Origin of the sequence: Syntrophotalea carbinolica DSM 2380, from assembly GCF_000012885.1 — a bacterium.
GTDB classification, from domain to species: domain Bacteria; phylum Desulfobacterota; class Desulfuromonadia; order Desulfuromonadales; family Syntrophotaleaceae; genus Syntrophotalea; species Syntrophotalea carbinolica.
On record NC_007498.2, the window covers coordinates 2,331,966 to 2,348,499 of the forward strand.

The 16,534-nt window shown below is 54.9% G+C and carries 15 protein-coding genes and 1 tRNA gene; 1 reads left to right on the top strand and 15 read right to left on the bottom strand.

What is annotated here, in order from left to right:
* Positions 1–79: 79 nt before the first annotated feature.
* From PCAR_RS11025 to PCAR_RS11070, 10 genes are all read right to left on the bottom strand, one after another.
* Positions 80–2,104, bottom strand: a complete 2,025-nt coding sequence (locus PCAR_RS11025) for a sodium-translocating pyrophosphatase (protein WP_011341752.1) — start codon at positions 2,102–2,104, stop codon at positions 80–82.
* Positions 2,105–2,124: 20 nt separating this feature from the next.
* Positions 2,125–2,691 carry an aminoacyl-tRNA hydrolase gene (pth, locus tag PCAR_RS11030; protein ID WP_245523330.1) on the bottom strand — a complete coding sequence of 189 codons (567 nt, stop codon included), beginning with the start codon at positions 2,689–2,691 and terminating at the stop codon, positions 2,125–2,127.
* Between the two features lie 26 nt (positions 2,692–2,717).
* Entirely contained in the window at positions 2,718–3,344 is a 627-nt protein-coding gene (locus PCAR_RS11035; protein WP_011341754.1) for a 50S ribosomal protein L25/general stress protein Ctc, read from the bottom strand.
* A 59-nt stretch (positions 3,345–3,403) separates the two neighbouring features.
* The gene (locus PCAR_RS11040; protein WP_011341755.1) at positions 3,404–4,342 is read right to left on the bottom strand and encodes a ribose-phosphate pyrophosphokinase; all 939 of its coding nucleotides are present in this window, start codon (positions 4,340–4,342) and stop codon (positions 3,404–3,406) included.
* 140 nt (positions 4,343–4,482) lie between these two features.
* Positions 4,483–4,557 (bottom strand) — tRNA-Gln (locus PCAR_RS11045).
* A 54-nt stretch (positions 4,558–4,611) separates the two neighbouring features.
* A complete protein-coding gene (gene ispE, locus PCAR_RS11050) occupies positions 4,612–5,454 on the bottom strand; it encodes a 4-(cytidine 5'-diphospho)-2-C-methyl-D-erythritol kinase (RefSeq protein ID WP_011341756.1) in 843 nt (280 codons plus the stop codon).
* 143 nt (positions 5,455–5,597) lie between these two features.
* Positions 5,598–7,004, bottom strand: coding sequence for an ATP-binding protein (locus tag PCAR_RS11055; protein ID WP_011341757.1), 1,407 nt, complete (start codon positions 7,002–7,004; stop codon positions 5,598–5,600).
* A 171-nt stretch (positions 7,005–7,175) separates the two neighbouring features.
* Positions 7,176–7,976 (bottom strand): ABC transporter permease, encoded by an 801-nt coding sequence (locus tag PCAR_RS11060; RefSeq protein ID WP_011341758.1) that lies wholly within the window; start codon positions 7,974–7,976, stop codon positions 7,176–7,178.
* Complete coding sequence (locus tag PCAR_RS11065; protein ID WP_011341759.1) at positions 7,973–8,734, bottom strand: ABC transporter ATP-binding protein; 762 nt, start codon at positions 8,732–8,734, stop codon at positions 7,973–7,975. The genes PCAR_RS11060 and PCAR_RS11065 overlap by 4 nt, the downstream gene beginning before the upstream one ends.
* An 8-nt stretch (positions 8,735–8,742) precedes the next feature.
* On the bottom strand, positions 8,743–9,474 hold the full coding sequence (locus PCAR_RS11070; RefSeq protein WP_011341760.1) for a uracil-DNA glycosylase: 732 nt from the start codon (positions 9,472–9,474) through the stop codon (positions 8,743–8,745).
* Positions 9,475–9,536: 62 nt separating this feature from the next.
* Here PCAR_RS11070 and PCAR_RS11075 point away from each other — a divergent pair, with 62 nt between their 5' ends.
* Positions 9,537–10,451, top strand: coding sequence for a zinc dependent phospholipase C family protein (locus tag PCAR_RS11075; RefSeq protein ID WP_041531796.1), 915 nt, complete (start codon positions 9,537–9,539; stop codon positions 10,449–10,451).
* Here PCAR_RS11075 and coaBC read toward each other — a convergent pair.
* Genes coaBC through PCAR_RS11100 form a run of 5 tightly spaced genes read right to left on the bottom strand, consistent with a single transcriptional unit; the run spans position 10,445 to position 16,293 of the window.
* Positions 10,445–11,665 carry a bifunctional phosphopantothenoylcysteine decarboxylase/phosphopantothenate--cysteine ligase CoaBC gene (coaBC, locus tag PCAR_RS11080; protein WP_011341762.1) on the bottom strand — a complete coding sequence of 407 codons (1,221 nt, stop codon included), beginning with the start codon at positions 11,663–11,665 and terminating at the stop codon, positions 10,445–10,447. The two genes, PCAR_RS11075 and coaBC, sit on opposite strands and share 7 nt — an antisense overlap.
* A 12-nt stretch (positions 11,666–11,677) precedes the next feature.
* Positions 11,678–12,319: an MBL fold metallo-hydrolase gene (locus PCAR_RS11085; protein ID WP_011341763.1), complete on the bottom strand. Its 642-nt coding sequence runs from the start codon at positions 12,317–12,319 to the stop codon at positions 11,678–11,680.
* Entirely contained in the window at positions 12,316–13,479 is a 1,164-nt protein-coding gene (locus tag PCAR_RS11090; protein WP_011341764.1) for a 3'-5' exoribonuclease YhaM family protein, read from the bottom strand. Before PCAR_RS11090 ends, PCAR_RS11085 begins: the two co-directional genes overlap by 4 nt.
* Positions 13,476–15,068: an NAD(P)/FAD-dependent oxidoreductase gene (locus PCAR_RS11095; protein ID WP_011341765.1), complete on the bottom strand. Its 1,593-nt coding sequence runs from the start codon at positions 15,066–15,068 to the stop codon at positions 13,476–13,478. Before PCAR_RS11095 ends, PCAR_RS11090 begins: the two co-directional genes overlap by 4 nt.
* 49 nt (positions 15,069–15,117) lie before the next feature.
* Complete coding sequence (locus PCAR_RS11100; RefSeq protein ID WP_011341766.1) at positions 15,118–16,293, bottom strand: hybrid sensor histidine kinase/response regulator; 1,176 nt, start codon at positions 16,291–16,293, stop codon at positions 15,118–15,120.
* Positions 16,294–16,534 lie beyond the last annotated feature (241 nt).

Sequence of the window (16,534 nt, forward strand, 5' to 3'; positions counted from 1 at the left end):
TGGATATCCTGCCTAAATAACGATAGCCGGGATCATCTCCCGGCTATCGATTTTGTCGTTATGTATGCTTGACTACGGATCAGCCCAGCAGAGGAGCGATTACCAGCGACACGACGCTCATCAGCTTGATGAGAATGTTCATGGCCGGACCGGAAGTATCTTTGAACGGGTCGCCGACGGTATCGCCGACAACGGCAGCCTTGTGCGCATCGCCGCCCTTAGCTTCGCCGTCGAGATCGCCCTTCTCTATATATTTCTTGGCATTATCCCAGGCACCGCCGCCATTGGACATCATCAGGGCCAACAAAACACCAGCCAGCGTGGCACCGGCCAACATGCCGCCGAGCGCTTCCTTGCCGATAACGAAACCGACGAGTACCGGAGCGATAACGGCAACCATGCCGGGAAGAACCATTTCACGCAGAGCGGCACGTGCCGAGATATCGACACATTTTTCCGGCTCCGGCTTGGCGCTGGGCTTGCCTTCGAGAAGCCCGGGAATTTCACGGAACTGACGACGAATCTCGTCAACCATCTTTCCGGCAGCACGCCCGACACTGGTCATGGTCAGGGCACCGATAAAGAAAGGCAACATGCCGCCGATCAGCAATCCGATCACAACTTTAGGATTGATGAGGTTAATAGCCTCAAGACCGACAGTCGTGGCGTAAGCGGAGAACAGAGCCAAGGCGGTCAATGCGGCGGAACCGATGGCAAAACCCTTACCGATAGCAGCAGTGGTATTGCCGATGGAGTCCAGTCCGTCGGTAATCTTACGCACATCCGGACCAAGCCCGCACATCTCGGAGATACCGCCGGCGTTGTCGGCGATAGGACCGTAAGCGTCAACGGTCATGGTAACACCGACCGTGGCCAGCATGCCGACAGCGGCGATACCGATGCCGTAAAGCCCTGCGTAATAATTGGCAACGAAAATGGAGAGACAGATGATCAGGACAGGCAAGGCGCAGCTTTCCAGGCCAACAGCCAGACCGTGAATGATATTGGTGGCAGGACCGGTCTTACTGGCTTCAGCGATGCGCGAAACAGGGCTGGAAGCGGTGTAGTACTCGGTGATCTGACCAATCGCAACACCGGAGAGGGTACCGGCCAGGATAGCCCAGAAAATACCGACGTTGAGACCGAAAGCCTGGATTAGGAAATAAGCCGCAACCAGGAAGCCACCTGCAGCGACAAAGGTCGTATAGTGCAGCGCCTTGGCAGGATTGATCCCCTTCAGGAATTTCATGGAACCGATACCGATCAAGGAGAACACCAGACCGATGGTGGCCATGGCCAGGGGCAACATCATCGCATTTGCCTGGACATTATCACCGGCGCCAAGTTTTGCGAGCAATGCAGGGCTGGCAGCAGCGGCGATAGCGATGGTAGCTATAATGGAACCGACATAGGATTCGAAGATATCCGCACCCATACCGGCCGTATCGCCAACACAGTCACCGACGTTGTCCGCGATAACACCGGGGTTGCGAGGGTCATCCTCAGGAATACCGGCTTCAACCTTACCCACCAGGTCGGCACCAACGTCAGCGGCCTTGGTATAGATACCGCCACCCACGCGGGCAAACAACGCGATGGACGATGCGCCCATGGCGAAACCGTTGATGTACTTGGCGGTTTCGGCATCGCCACCAAAGAAAATAAAGGCCAGGCCGACACCGACCAGGCCGAGAGAAGCAACGGCCAGCCCCATAACAGCGCCGCCGTTGAAAGAAACCAGCAGTGCTTTGGCCTGTCCGGACTGGCGAGCCGCTTCAGTGGTACGCACGTTGGCTCGAGTTGCAGCCTTCATGCCGATAAAACCGCAGATCATGGAACAGATCGCACCGCCGACGAAAGCCAACGCGGTCTGCTTGCCCATGCCCATGAAAATCAGGAAGAAAACCAGGACGATGAAGACAGACAGAACCCGGTATTCACGACCGAGAAAAGCCATGGCGCCCGAATGAATGGCATCCGAGATCTCTTTCATCCGCGCGTTGCCGACAGGCTGCGCCTTGACCACATTGTAAATAACAATGGCGATCACAAACCCTACCGCACCGAGAATCGGTGCAAGCTTAGCAAGCATTTGCAGTTCCATTTTTAATTCATCCCTCTCTGTTAAATTAAAAACACCCTGTTATTGAACTCGTTCATGGCCTGCTGCGCACCCTTTTGCAACAGCACCTCCAAAGCCTTGACCGAGTTTTCCAGTACGTTGTCAAGCTGGGATTTTTCCGTAGAAGAGAATTGGCCAAGTACGTATTTCGCCACGTCGACTTGCCCCTGCGGTCTTCCAACCCCCATTCTCACTCGCAGAAAGTCCCGACACCCAAGCAGATCGACAATGCTCCGCAGACCGTTATGTCCGCCATGCCCGCCGCCGACCTTTATCCGTATGGAACCAAAGGGCAGATCGATTTCATCGTGTATGACGACAACATCCTCGACAGCGATGCCTTTTGACTTACAGGCGGACACGACCGAGACGCCACTACGATTCATATAAGTCTGGGGCAGAAGCACCATGGTCTCCTGCCCATCGGCACGCCCGGTACCCACAATCCCCTGGTAGGCCTGCCGCTTCAGCGACACACCCATTTGCTGCGCAAATTTCTGGGCAACCAAGAAACCGATATTATGCCGCGTTGCAGCATATTCGGGACCCGGGTTGCCCAAACCAACCACTAACTTCAAGAGTTGCCTCGTTTGTATTACTCGCCGGCTTCCGCGGCTTCTTCACCTTCCTCGACAACCTCGGCACCTTCTTCTTCGACTTCGGCAGTGCGACCGGTCACCGTAACGACGGTAAAATTGACATCCTGGGGAATCTCAACGCCCTCAGGCAATTGAACATCCTGGACATGCAAAGCATCGCCGATATTCAATGCGGTAACGTCGACTTCGATGTTGGCGGGAATATTGGCGGGCAGACAAACGAGTTCAACCTCATGGCGAATGATCTGAAGATTGCCGCCCTGCTTTTCGCCTTCGGATTTACCGACGACAACGAGGGGAACCAGAACATGGGTCTTCGCATTGAGGTCGATGGCCTGAAAATCGACGTGCAGAGGCGTCTGACGGATCGGATCAACCTGCATATCTTTAAGGATGACGACCTTGCCGTCGAAAGCACCTTCGCCCTTGAGGGTGATGAGGCTGTTCAAGCCGGCTTCGCTGCCGATAATGGCGGCAAGCTGCTTCGGCTCTACAACCAGAGAGCAATTTTCAACGCCTTTGCCGTACATGACGGCGGGAATCAGCCCCTCGCGACGCAGACTGCGAGCAGTCCCTTTACCAAGTCCTTCACGCTGGCTGACATTCAATTCCGTCTGTGCCATGTATCCGTTCCTCCAATTTCTCAGATTGTTTCGGTTCGAGTAGAACCCTATTCATTTCTCTATACAAAAAGCGAACTTACCGATTCACTGCCATTAATGCGCCGAATCGCTTCAGCCAGAAGCTCGGCTACCGACAATTGCCGCAGACGAGTACACGCATTAAGCTTATCCAAAACCGGAATGGTGTTGGTAACTACCACCTCTTTAAGACAACTGTTGTCGATACGCTCCAAAGCAGGTCCGGAAAGGACAGCGTGAGTAGCAAATGCATACACATCGCCGGCTCCCTTTTCCTTAAGCGCCTGCGCGGCCTGACAAAGTGTCCCTGCCGTGTCGATCATGTCGTCCACAATGACACAGGTCTTACCTTCCACATCCCCGATAATATTCATAACCTGGGAGACGTTGGGCCCGCTCCGCCTCTTATCGATAATGGCAAGGCTGGCATCGAGTCGCTTGGCGAAGGCTCGCGCCCTTTCCGTACCACCCGCATCGGGAGAGACGACAACCGGCGAATCGCTGAACCGATCCGCAATATCCCGCAGGATGACCGGTGCGGCGTAGAGATGATCGACCGGAATATTGAAAAACCCCTGGATCTGGCCGGCATGCAGGTCCATGGTCAGGACCCGGTCAAAACCGGAAGTCGAGATCAGATCCGCCACCAGTTTACTGGTGATGGGGGTACGTGGGGCAACCTTGCGATCCTGTCTGGCATAGCCGAAATAAGGGATCACGGCGGTGATCCGGGAAGCGGACGCCCGCTTCAGGGCATCGGCCATGATTAACAATTCCATAAGGTTATCGTTGGCCGGCGCACAGGTAGATTGGATCACATAGACGTCTCGCCCACGGACATTCTCCCCGATTTCCACCATGACTTCGCCATCGGAAAAGGCACGAACCTTGGCCGCTCCCAGGGGGACGGCAAGGTGACCACAGATCTCGCGGGCAAGAGGCGTATTCGAATTACCGGAGAAAATTTTCAGGTTGTTCACGACAAATCCTCAGATGATAGGTAAAAAAAAACTGCAGGCCATGGAAACCATGACCTGTTTTGCAACTGAGTCGATTTGTACCCAATTGCGCGTTCGCACCGCTGCACATACCATCAACACAACGACACGACTATGTAAAGTGGCTGGGGCGGCAGGATTCGAACCTACGAATGCCGGAATCAAAATCCGGTGCCTTACCGCTTGGCGACGCCCCAACAAAATCTGACCGAACTACCTCAACCCTGTTTCTTGAACCTCTCGCAAAAAAGTCAATCGTTAACCGGTTCCACGGCAAAAGCGCGCCACCCCGACCGAGACGAAAGGTTCTCGGCCGCAGCCCTGGCCGTATCGCCATCGCTGAACACCCCGAATACCGTTGAACCACTACCGCTCATCAGGGCACCCCGCGCACCGAGACCAAGCAACTGCTGCTTGATTTCGCCGATAAGCGGGAAACGCTCGACCGTTACGGTCTCAAGGTCATTGTGAAGCAACTCGACGACCTCGTCTACCGTGCCGGAAAATCGAGGTATTCTAAGATTATCCCTCGCCGATGTCAACCGCAAATTTTGATAAACCCAGGCGGTAGAAACCTCGAGCCCGGGATTGACCAGCACGTACCAGACCGGAGGCAAGCCTTCGACTTCCTGCAATTTGTCACCGATACCGGTAGCCCAGGCGGGATGTTTGTAGATGAAAAACGGAACGTCGGCTCCCAGCTTCACACCTTCCTGCATGAGCTGGGTAGCGGACAGACCCAATCCGAGCATATCGTTCAGGCCCATCAGCACGGTCGCGGCGTCTGACGATCCGCCGCCCAGGCCCGCGGCAACGGGAATATTCTTTTCGATGACTATATCCAGTCCTCGACGGATGCCGGCACGATCAAAAAGTGCTTGCGCTGCGCGAGCCGCTATATTTTTCTGGCCCAATGGCAACGTCAGCCCGTCGCACTGCACACGGATGTCGTTGCCTTCGATAAAAGAGAGGCTTATCCTGTCATACAGGGAGACCCTTTGCATGAGCATGGCCAGTTCATGATAACCGTCCTCACGCCGCCCGAGCACATGCAGACAGATATTGATTTTTGCCGGTGCCAGAAAGCTTTCCATCAAAAGGCCTTTTCATCATAAATCTTTACTGCATTCCATGCCCGCATTCCACGCAGTGTTTCGGGCGCCTATCTATTAATAAATTCAGCCTCTCATGTCAAGCCTTTATCCGAATTTTTCACGATAAGATTTTCGCCCTCGGGTCAAATCCTTACAAAATAATCCTCCCAGGCCGAGGTTATCGTTTCTTCTGTCAGCACCGGCGGGTAACCGTGATAGGAAGCATCGGCCAGGATATGTTCCACCAGATCCTGCGGGTGGCAGGCGCTGTAGCGAATGTCAAGTCGCCCATAAAATTCCTTCATAAGATAACCGAAAACAGTCTTGTCAAACGCCATGCCATTAAGCTGGCAGACCTGTCTGAAAATATCTTCAAATTGCTCCCTGGTCGGGTAATCGACTTTGAATTTGTAGTGAATTCGGCGCAGAAAGGCTTCATCCACCAATTGCTGAGGTTCGATATTGGTCGAGAAAATAACCAGATTGTCAAAGGGAACCTCGAATTTCATACCCGTATGCAACGTCAGAAAATCGATGCGCCGATCGAGAGGCACCATCCACCGGTTGAGCAACAGCTGAGGGTCGACCTGCTGACGCCCGAAATCATCGATAATGAAAATACCGTTATTGGCTTTGATCTGTAACGGCGCCTCGTAATATTTGGTAATGGGGTTAAAATCCAAATCGAGAGTACGCAGGGTCAACTCTCCACCGGCAATGACGACCGGCCGTCGTACCAGCAACCACCGCTCGTCATAAGCCCCGCCCCCATTCTGCACATCCATGGCGGTGTGATTAACCGGATCATAGATGTTGATGATTTCCCCCCTGACCAGCAGCGCGTGGGGCATGTAAATGCCTCCCGGGAACAGTTCGGCAATAGCTTCCGCTATGGAGGTCTTGCCATTACCGGGCGGGCCGTAAAGAAAAATTTCCTTGCCGGAACTCAATGCCGGCCCAAGCTTCCTGAGCAATCGATCGCTGACCACCAGATGGGAAAAAACGTGATGCACACGCTCTTGGCTCACAAGCAGGCTGCGCACGGTCTGCAGATCGACCATGTCCCGATAATCTTCCAGTGTTACAGGTGCCGGTCCGACATAGCGTGATACATCGAGCAGCGCCGAAGCCCGGCGGATGCCAGGTTCGGTGATGCAATACTGATAGGAGCTTTTGGAATAAAGAGAGGCCCCCTTGACTTTGACAAAGTGCTCTTTCCTCAGTTCCTCAACAGCCAAATCAAGAATATGCGACGGCAGCTTCACCCTATCGACAAGCTCCGCCAGCGTAAACTCTCCCAAGAAGAGCGTATGCTTCAATACCAGGTCGGCGATGAAAAAAAGATCCAATCCGGTGTCTTCCACCGTCTGCGGACATTCCGGAGGTTTACGAAAAGATGCTTGCAGTTTTTTTTGATCCAGATACCCCAACGCGCAAAGATTGTGCCCGAGTCGTCCGCCGCGCAATCGTTGTCGCTGCAACGCCCCGTCAAGCTGTTGCTGCGAAATAACTCCTTCTTCCACAAGCCTTTCTCCCAAAGGTTTTTTCATAGCATTGGCCTTCCCTGACAGTAAATGAGCTGAGGAACGCGAACCAACCATTGCCTCAAGTAAGATTCTTACTTGGAAGTTTACGGCAAAAATGGCATCCGGCCACCCCTAACGCATCATTCAGAGAATTTTTTTAAACAAAAAAGGATAAATCAAATAAAACAGGGGAGATCAGACCTTTGGAAACAGATTGTCCCGAAGTTGATGAGAAGAGGTAAAACAGGCATGCCGACATTGATAAAGCACCAGAAAGGTTGTACCGGCCACGCCGGCCACAATGGCGCACATGATGGCGATCTGATACTTTACGGCGATAAAGGGATCGGTCCCGGAAAGAATCTGCCCGGTCATCATACCGGGCAGCGTCACCAGTCCAGCCGCCGCCATGGAGTTGGTTATCGGGATAAGCGCGGCGCGAAACGCCTTTCGCAAGACCGGAGCGGCGGCAGTCGAAGCACTGGCGCCAAGACACAGGGCTGTTTCGATTTCGTCGCGGCGTTCGCGTATCTCGGACAGGTACCGCTCCATTGCCAGGCTGGCTCCGTTCATGGAATTACCCAGTATCATACTGGCCAGCGGGATGAGGTATCTTGGATCGTACCAGGGTGTAGGCCCCACAACGAAAAGGCAGAAATAACCTGTTACGCCGCCACAGCCAAGCGCCAGGGCTATCCCGATAATCCGATAAAAACCCGGAATCCGCGTCGTAATCCGCCCCCCGGTGACCTGTAATGCAAACGTTCCCATCACAAGTAAAATCAGCAGGGTCGGCACCAGGCTTTGCACGGCAAAAATAAACCGCAGCAGAAACCCGACCACAACGAGTTGAACCACCATACGCAATGATGCCCAAAGCAAGGCCTTTTCCCGACCGGCACCGCCAAGCCGCACAAGCCCCGCAACCATCAGGATCATGCCATAGGCAAAGGCCATATTTGCCGGCCCCGGATCAACGATCCCCGTAAGACTCATGCCCCGTCTCCCTTAGCGGCAGGGTACATTAAGAAATTGCGCAGTTCCTCTGTTTGAGGGGCCCCGAAGATTTGATCTGCCGATCCAAGCTCCTTGACATATCCGTCGGACAGAAACACCACCTGATCGGCCACGCGCTCCGCAAACCACAGATCATGGGTCACCACCACAAAGGAAGTCTGCCTTTGTCGGCATAAAGTGCGGAGGGTTGTGGCAAAACGATCACTGGCCGGACGGTCCAATGCACTTGTCGGTTCGTCCAGCAGAACCACTTCAGGATCGCAAAGAAGCGCTCTTGCCAACCCGACCCGTTGCTGCTGTCCCAATGAAAGGGATGCCGCCTGCTGCGACAGGAGCTGATCCGAAAGATCGACACCGGCCAGCGACTGAATCCATAAAGGGTCATTTGCCGATGGCGGCGTTTGTTTGCGCAGGACGAAAGGATGTTGCAGGTTCTGCAACACGGATCCGGCGAACATAAAAGGCTTTTGCGGAACCAGAACCACTGTCTGCCGCAGTTGCAGTGGGTCGAGCCCGGCCACATCCACCCCATTCACGAGAATGCGTCCGGCGCTGGGATCCTCCAACCGGTTGACCAGGCGCAACAAGGTGGTTTTACCGCACCCCGAGGGTCCGATCAGAACAGTTATGCCGGCCGCAGCAAAACGCAGACTGACGTGTCGCAGGACATCCATACGCGTACCGTCTTCACGCATACGTACCTTATCGATATTGTCCAGCTCCACCATGCAACTCATATCTCTCCTCAGGAATCACTGTCCCGCAAACGGCCCATAACCTGTTTAAGGTCTTCCCATACCTCTCGCTTGGAGGCAGGGTTGCGCAACAGGTAAGCCGGATGGTAGGTCGGCATCAACGGAACCCCCTCGTAGGCGTGCCAATGACCGCGCAAACGACTGATGGCCTCGCGCTCACGCAACAGGGTTTGGGCTGCAAAACGTCCGAGGGTTACGATGACGCGGGGCCGGATAGCGGCTAACTGGCGCCTCAGAAAGGGCTCGCAGGCTTCGATCTCTTCGGGCAGCGGATCCCGATTGCCCGGCGGACGGCATTTTTGCACATTGCAGATATATACTTCGTCCCGATCTAGCCCCATGGCGAACAGCATACGATCCAGCAAGCGGCCGGCTTCACCAACAAAAGGAATGCCCTGCTCATCCTCGTCGCGGCCCGGTGCCTCTCCGACAAACACCAGGCGGGCCTTTTCGTTACCACCGCCAAAGACGATATGTTTTCGCTTTTTGCTGAGAGCACAGCGCCGGCAGTCCCCCAGATCGGCGCGGACTTCTTCAAGAGCCTCTTGCCGACAGGGTTTCGACGTATCCCCGTCGGCAGCTGAAGGCAATGGACAAACGGGCAGAACATCCGCGTCAGACGGCCACGGCAGTTCATGAACTCCCAGCAACTGGAGATTTTCCAACAGGCCACGCACCTGCCCGGCAGCCTCGCACAAATCCCGATAAAGCTTTTGCGGCATAGTCTCTTTACTTTTCCTTCCCTGCGGGATTATCCTGTAGGCAGGAATCAACGCAGGTGTCCATGGCGTTCATAATACTCTTCATAACAGTAAGCACGATTCTTCTGGTCCCTGCCGATGCCCTGGCATGGGGCCTGGGAGTACATCTGCAACTCGGTTCGCAGGTTCTAGGACAGCTGCATCTGCTTCCCGAAACCCTGCGACAACTGCTCGCCGCCCACCCCTTCGATTTTCTTTATGGCTGCATCAGCGCCGATATTACCCTGGGCAAACGTTTCACCCACTACCTGCAGCATTGCCACTCATGGCGCATCGGTTGCCGCATTCTCGACGCCGCAAAAGATGATGCCCAGCGCGCCTGTGCCTACGGCTATATCGCCCACCTGGCCGCTGATACCATTGCCCACGCCTACCTGGTACCTTACAAACTGGTACGCACGTTCAATACGGTCATGCACAAGCATACCTATTGGGAAATGCGCTTCGAAAGTCAGGTCGATCCTGGTTGCTGGGCCCTGGCGCGTTCTCTGGCGCAAAAAGATCTGAGTGCCAACGATGCGCTTCTGCGCAGCATTCTGGCCCCCACCCTCTTTTCATTCGGTACCAACAAGCGGCTCTTCAACTCCCTGCTGTTATTGAGCCGTTTGCAGCAATGGCAAAAAATGCTGCGTTCGATGACGGATCACTCCAAATGGACATTGCAGGAACACGATCAGGGCGACTATCTGGACCTTGCCTACGACGCGGTTCTGAGCGTACTGCAGAACATGCAGGATAGCCCATACTGGAAAGCCGATCCGGCCGGGGAAAGAGCCCTCAACGCCGCCAAGGCCATCCGTAAAAACCTGCATCTGCTATGGCTGGAAGGAAAACTGCCGGATTCCCAGGCCGAACAACTGCTCGGCGAAATCAAACAACGGCTGCGAGACGGCATCGTGCATCCGGAAAAACTGCTTGAACTGCTGTCGGGTTACTGACCGTCCTGAATGGAGGACTCACGACTTCGCAGCCGCTCAACACACCCCAGTAACCTGTCGGCCACCTCCAGCTTGCTCATCAGAGGCCACTGTTCCGACGTTCCATCCCGATAAAACAATCGGACCAGATTGGTGTCGACATCGAACCCGGCCTGCGGACAGCTGACATCGTTGGCGACGATCAAATCCAGATTTTTACTCTTCAGCTTGGCCAGGGCGTGGCTCTCCAGATCGTGGGTTTCAGCAGCAAACCCGATCACCAGTTGCTCTGTTTTAGCTTGAGCGACTGCGGCAAGGATGTCCGGGTTTTTAACCAGAGCCATTTCCACTTGTTCGGGCTTGCCTTTTTTAATTTTTTGCACGGCACGTTCGACCGGTCTGTAATCAGCCACCGCTGCGGCCTTGACCACGACGGTGGATTGCGGCAAAGCCTCCAAAACCGCCTGCTTCATCTGTTCGGCACTGGTCACGTTGCGGCACAGAACCCCCGCCGGCGGCGTCAAGGCCGTCGGACCCGACACCAGAATCACCCGGGCGCCTCGCCGACAAGCTGCAAGGGCAATGGCATAGCCCATTTTACCGGAGGAATAATTGCTCAGATAGCGCACCGGATCGAGCTCCTCGCGCGTCGGACCGGCTGTAATCAGAAATGTTTCCCCGGCCAGATCCTGGGGAGTCAGAAGGCGAACCGTTGCTTCGAAAACATCGTCGGGTTCGGCCATTTTACCCTTACCCTGCCAACCGCACGCCAGCAGTCCGCTCACCGGCTCCACAACATGATACCCCAAATCAACCAGACGTGACTGATTCTGCTGGTAAATGGGATTTTCCCACATGTTGCTGTTCATGGCAGGGACCAGCAAAACCGGCGCTTTGGTGGCCATGATGGTGGTGGTGAGCAGATCATCCGCCAGTCCGGCCGCCACCTTGCCGACAAGATTGGCGGTAGCCGGCACCACAACCAGCACGTCGGCGCGATCGGCCAGAGCGATATGGCCTATCTCCCGTTCGCTTATAAGGTTGAACAGTTCGATGTGCACCGGGTTGCCCGAGAGAGTCTGAAAGGTCAAAGGCGTAACGAACTCGGTAGCCGCGGAAGTCATGATGACATGCACCTGCGCACCTGCTTTGACATAAAGCCGCACAAGCTCTGCCGCCCGATAGGCCGCGATCCCCCCGGTAACTCCGACCACGATCTGCTTGCCTGTCAACATCGAATCGTCCCCCTAATCGAAATAATTCAGATAAGGGTTATTCTTACGCTCGTGACCGATCGTGGTTGCCGGACCGTGACCGGGATAGACCTTGACGCTGTCGGCAAGAGTCAGCACACGACTCTGCAATCCCTTGAGCAACAAGTGGTGATCCCCTCCGGGAAGGTCGGTGCGCCCGATGGAACCGGCAAACAGCACATCTCCCGCAAACAAAGCTTCGCCGCACTTCAGGCATACGCTGCCGGGCGAGTGCCCCGGCACATGTAAAACCTCCAGAACGATACTGCCGACCTCGATACGATCGCCATCCTGCAGCAACCGGGTCGGCTCCGGCGAGGGATCGATGGCGCGACAACCGAAGCTTGCTGCGTGACTGGAGGCACCTCGCAACAGGGGCAGGGCCTCGGCATGCAGCAACAGATCGGCACCGGTTTGGTCGATGAGTGTCTTGTTACCGCCGATGTGATCAAAATGACCGTGGGTGTTGATCACGGCCTTAAGCTCAAATCCCTGTTTTTCCAGTTCGGCAAGAATACTGGAACCGTTGCCGCCGGGATCGATAACCACGGCCTGCCGGGTCTTCGGACACCCCAGCAGATAGCAGTTAACGCCAAGTTCTCCCGTCACCATATGTGCTTGCCAAAGATCGGTCACTTTTCTTCCTTTTCTTCCGATGCAAAGAGATCCAGGTTCTTCCCGCGCAACTGGTCCCCCAAAGTGAAATTCAATCCCTTACGGCGCTTTTCGGAAGGCCGTCGCTCCTTTGCCGGCACGGTTTGGGTTGCCGCTGGCACCTCGCGAGAGGAGGGTGATGTCGATGCTGCCGTAGATGTGCAGGCCGCATCGCATTCGCGGCTGGCAGAAGCGTTGGGGCTTTTGTAAAAATAGCGATCGTAGATGCGATGATAACCGGTCCATGTCTGCTCGTTATCCGGATCTTTATCCATATGGGTCTGTATGCCGTTGATCTTGGAATCAAGATCGTCCAGATAATTGAGAATAATCGCTTCAAGGGTTTTCGGCCGCTTGGGCGAACCGTATTCGTACTGCCCGTGATGAGACAACAGCAGATGCTTCAGAAGCAGTGCCAAATCGCCGGGGAAATCGGTAATTTCAGCCAACTTGCTATCCAGCATCTGAAAACCGATGGTAATGTGCCCGAGCAGCTTTCCCGCATCGGTGTAACCAAAAGCGCGCTCATAGCACAGCTCCGCCACCTTGCCGATATCGTGGAGCAAAGCGCCGGTAAGCAACAGGTCGCGGTTGACCGTGGGATAATGACGGCAAATATCGTCCACCAGGCGAGCTACCGACAAGGAATGATCGAGCAGCCCCCCGAGATAGACATGGTGAATGGCCTTGGCAGCCGGGGCGCTTGTGTAACCCTGCATAAAAGCTTCATCGGCCAGAAAAAGTTCCATCAGATCTTTGAAACAGGGTGTTTGCAAACTCGCAACCTGATCCCTGAGTTCCGCCACCATGTCCTCAATGCTACGCGTCGCAACAGGCAGATAATCGCCCAGGTCGATCTGCGAATCATCGACCTTTCTCAGCTTTTGAATAACCAACTGCATTTTACCGAGATACAGACTGGCCTTGCCCTGCACCTCGATGAAATCATCCTTGTCAAAACAACCCGAAAACTCTTCAACACGATCCCAGACACGCCCCTCCACCTCGCCGCTACGATCCATCAGCTTGAGGGTCAGATAGGGCTTGCCGTTACGCGCCATGGCGGTTATTTTTTCGCGCACCAGAAAGGAGTCGTTCACTATATCCCGATCCTTAATGTGCCCCGCATAAACTTTTTTCACCTGCAACTCCCGCTTGGTACAAAATTAATTATATGCTCTGCGATGTTAATGCCGTCAAGGGCAGCACTCATAATGCCCCCGGCATATCCTGCCCCCTCCCCTGCGGGGAAAAGGCCCGCGTGGGAAACGGACTGTCCGTTCCTGTCGCGCAATATTCTCAAAGGAGCCGATGTACGGCTCTCGATGCCGATCAAACTTGCTTCGGCCGTAACAAACCCGCGCATGCGGCGGTCGAATTGCGGCAAAGCGCGGCGCAATCCCGTCGTTACGAAAGCCGGCAGCGCCTCGGCAAGTTCGGCCTCGCGCACCCCGGGTCGACAGCTTGAGCGAATAGGACCTGTCCCCCGACCGAGAAAAGCCATGAGGTTCTGGGCCGGAGCATGAAAATCTCCTCCCCCAAGCTCATATGCCCGTTTTTCCCAGCGCCGCTGAAAACGCATGCCGGCCAAAGCATCCCGTCCGTCGAAATCTTCGGGCCGAACGGCCACGACCAGCGCGCTATTGGACCACTCCCCGTCACGGCGCAGGTAACTCATGCCGTTAACCACCATCCCCCCGGGTTCGGAGGAAGCCACAACCACCTCCCCTCCCGGACACATGCAAAAAGAGTAGATACCGCGTCCGGTCTTGGGATCGTTCCAGGTCAAAGCGTATTCGGCCGTCGGCAAATGCGGATGCTGTGCATGTCCGTATTGAATCGCATTGATCAACGGGGCAGGATGTTCCACCCGAAGGCCGATGGCGAAAGGCTTCGCTTCCATGGCCACACCGGCCGACTGCAACATTTCGTAAGTATCTCTGGCACTGTGTCCGCATGCCAGAACCAGGCTGTCACATGTCACCTCTTCGCAGTCGTTCAACACACCCGCGCGCACGCGGCCGGCAGTGAATGCCAGGCCGGTAAGGCGGGTTTCATAACGGATCGCAACGCCCAGATCGCGTAGTTTCTGGCGAAAGCGAATCAAAACCAGGCGCAGACGATCCGTTCCGACATGGGGCTTGGCATCCACCAGAATATCCTCGGGTGCTCCACAATCGACCAGGGTCTGCAACACCTGACGGTGCCAGGGATGTTTAACCCGGGTGGTCAACTTGCCATCGGAAAAGGTTCCGGCGCCGCCCTCGCCAAAAGAAATGTTGCTCCGGGAATCGAATACCCCCTCCTGGCGGAACTTTCTGACATCGCGCACCCGGTCTTCAACGGACCGTCCCCGTTCAACCAGCGTCACCTCGGCACCGCATCGCGCCAGGTGCCAGGCGGCAAACAGACCGGCCGGTCCCATCCCGACCACGAGCACCCGCCATGGCTTGGTCAAAGATGGCGTAAAAGGCAAAACCTGCTGTTTGACGGGTTGCAATCGGGGATTGCCGGCGTGGCGATGCAGCAATGCCTCTTCGTTCTCCACCTCGAACTGAACACTGAATATTCGCAGGATACGGGATTTACGCCGCGCATCGATGCCCCGACGCACAACACTCAGATTTCCAAGACTCTCCGGGGCAACCCCAAGCGCCTCGGAGACCCGTAGCGGCAACAATGTTTCGTCTTCATCAAGGGTCAGGGCAATTTCACGTAACAATAAAGGCATGGACGTCGATTATCTGATATAGGCAGCGTTTCCGTGACATACACGAAAATCAGGTTGTTTCCAAAGCAAGGGGAAATTCCAGATTGAATATGGTGCCCTCCCCTTCCGTGCTACGTACGTTGATGTGGCCTTTGTAACTTTTGACAATGCGCAGTACCACGGACAATCCGAAACCGGTACCTTTGGTCTTGGTGGTAAAAAACGGGTCGAATATCTTGCTCAGATTTTCCCTGGGAATGCCTCCGCCGGTATCGGAAACCTCGATGGTCACATTATAGCCGTCGTACCGAACCCCGACCTTCAGCGCCCCCCCGTGCTGCATCTCATACAGGGAGTTGGCGAAAAGGTTGGTGAAGATCTGTTCAACTTCCCCCTTGTCCGCCATCATCGGTGGCGGCACCTGTTCATAATGCTTGTCGACACTCACACCACTGGCATTGAGCTGCGCACTGAAGGTCTCGAGGATACGATCTATGGTTTCGACCAGGCAAACCGGCTCCAGGGTTACTTGAGGCCCTTTGCTGGCGTCCAGAAGCTTGGACAGGATCCCATCGATACGATCGACTTCATGCAGCAATTTATCGATATACCCGGCTTTTTCGGCATCGTGAGCCAGCACCGGTTTAAGAATCTGGGCAAACAGGCCGATGGCGTTGAGGGGATTGCGAATTTCGTGGGCCATCCCGGCGGAAACATGTCCCAGTGCGGCAAGTTTTTCGGCTTGCAGAATTTCATTATGGGCCAGTTCCAGTTCACGGGTTTTTTCCGCCACGCGCCTTTCCAGTTCAAGGTTCCAGCCTTCGATCTGGCTTAAAAGGCGCTCGCGTTCCTCCCGCAATTCCCGGTTGTGAATCTCGATACGCCGAATGCGTAACACATTCTCAATGCGTTCCACCAAATCCTGATTTTTAAAAGGCTTGAGAATATAGTCGGCGGCACCGGCCTTCATCACATCAACGGCAATCTGTTCACTGCCTTTACCGGTTAACATGATGACATAGGTGTCGGGGTGAGCCTGACGCAGATGACGCAGTGTCGTCATTCCGTCCATGACAGGCATCATGTAATCCAGCAACACCAGATCCGGCGATTCCTGTTCGACGATTTCAAGACATTCCTGCCCACTGTGAGCGGTAAGCACCTCGAAACCTCTGCTGGTCAATACCATGGTGGCCAATTGCAGAATAATCGCCTCGTCATCCACCACTAGAATCCGGCTGGACATCCCCATCTCCTTGAAATGATTAAAATCACCTCGCAACAAAAATATCCGGCCCCAAAGAATGATATGCGCCCGCCGATGGACAATAACCCTCTTGGAACCATCATCAAGTCGCCTGTGCAGACCTTTTCTTAGTAGCCAAGGATACCCTTGCGCAATTCCTTTATGCAAGGGAGAAATACCCAAAGACGCTCGACCCACCCCGAGCCCATATAAAAAAAGGGCGACCTAAGGTCGCCCCCGA

Coding starts and splice junctions, on each gene's coding strand:
- PCAR_RS11035 (WP_011341754.1), bottom strand. CDS start 3,344: ATGGCACAGACGGAATTGAATGTCAGCCAGCGTGAAGGACTTGGTAAA.
- ispE (WP_011341756.1), bottom strand. CDS start 5,454: ATGGAAAGCTTTCTGGCACCGGCAAAAATCAATATCTGTCTGCATGTG.
- PCAR_RS11075 (WP_041531796.1), top strand. CDS start 9,537: ATGGCGTTCATAATACTCTTCATAACAGTAAGCACGATTCTTCTGGTC.
- coaBC (WP_011341762.1), bottom strand. CDS start 11,665: ATGTTGACAGGCAAGCAGATCGTGGTCGGAGTTACCGGGGGGATCGCG.
- PCAR_RS11025 (WP_011341752.1), bottom strand. CDS start 2,104: ATGGAACTGCAAATGCTTGCTAAGCTTGCACCGATTCTCGGTGCGGTA.
- PCAR_RS11095 (WP_011341765.1), bottom strand. CDS start 15,068: ATGCCTTTATTGTTACGTGAAATTGCCCTGACCCTTGATGAAGACGAA.
- PCAR_RS11060 (WP_011341758.1), bottom strand. CDS start 7,976: ATGAGTCTTACGGGGATCGTTGATCCGGGGCCGGCAAATATGGCCTTT.
- PCAR_RS11065 (WP_011341759.1), bottom strand. CDS start 8,734: ATGAGTTGCATGGTGGAGCTGGACAATATCGATAAGGTACGTATGCGT.
- PCAR_RS11070 (WP_011341760.1), bottom strand. CDS start 9,474: ATGCCGCAAAAGCTTTATCGGGATTTGTGCGAGGCTGCCGGGCAGGTG.
- PCAR_RS11100 (WP_011341766.1), bottom strand. CDS start 16,293: ATGTCCAGCCGGATTCTAGTGGTGGATGACGAGGCGATTATTCTGCAA.
- PCAR_RS11055 (WP_011341757.1), bottom strand. CDS start 7,004: ATGAAAAAACCTTTGGGAGAAAGGCTTGTGGAAGAAGGAGTTATTTCG.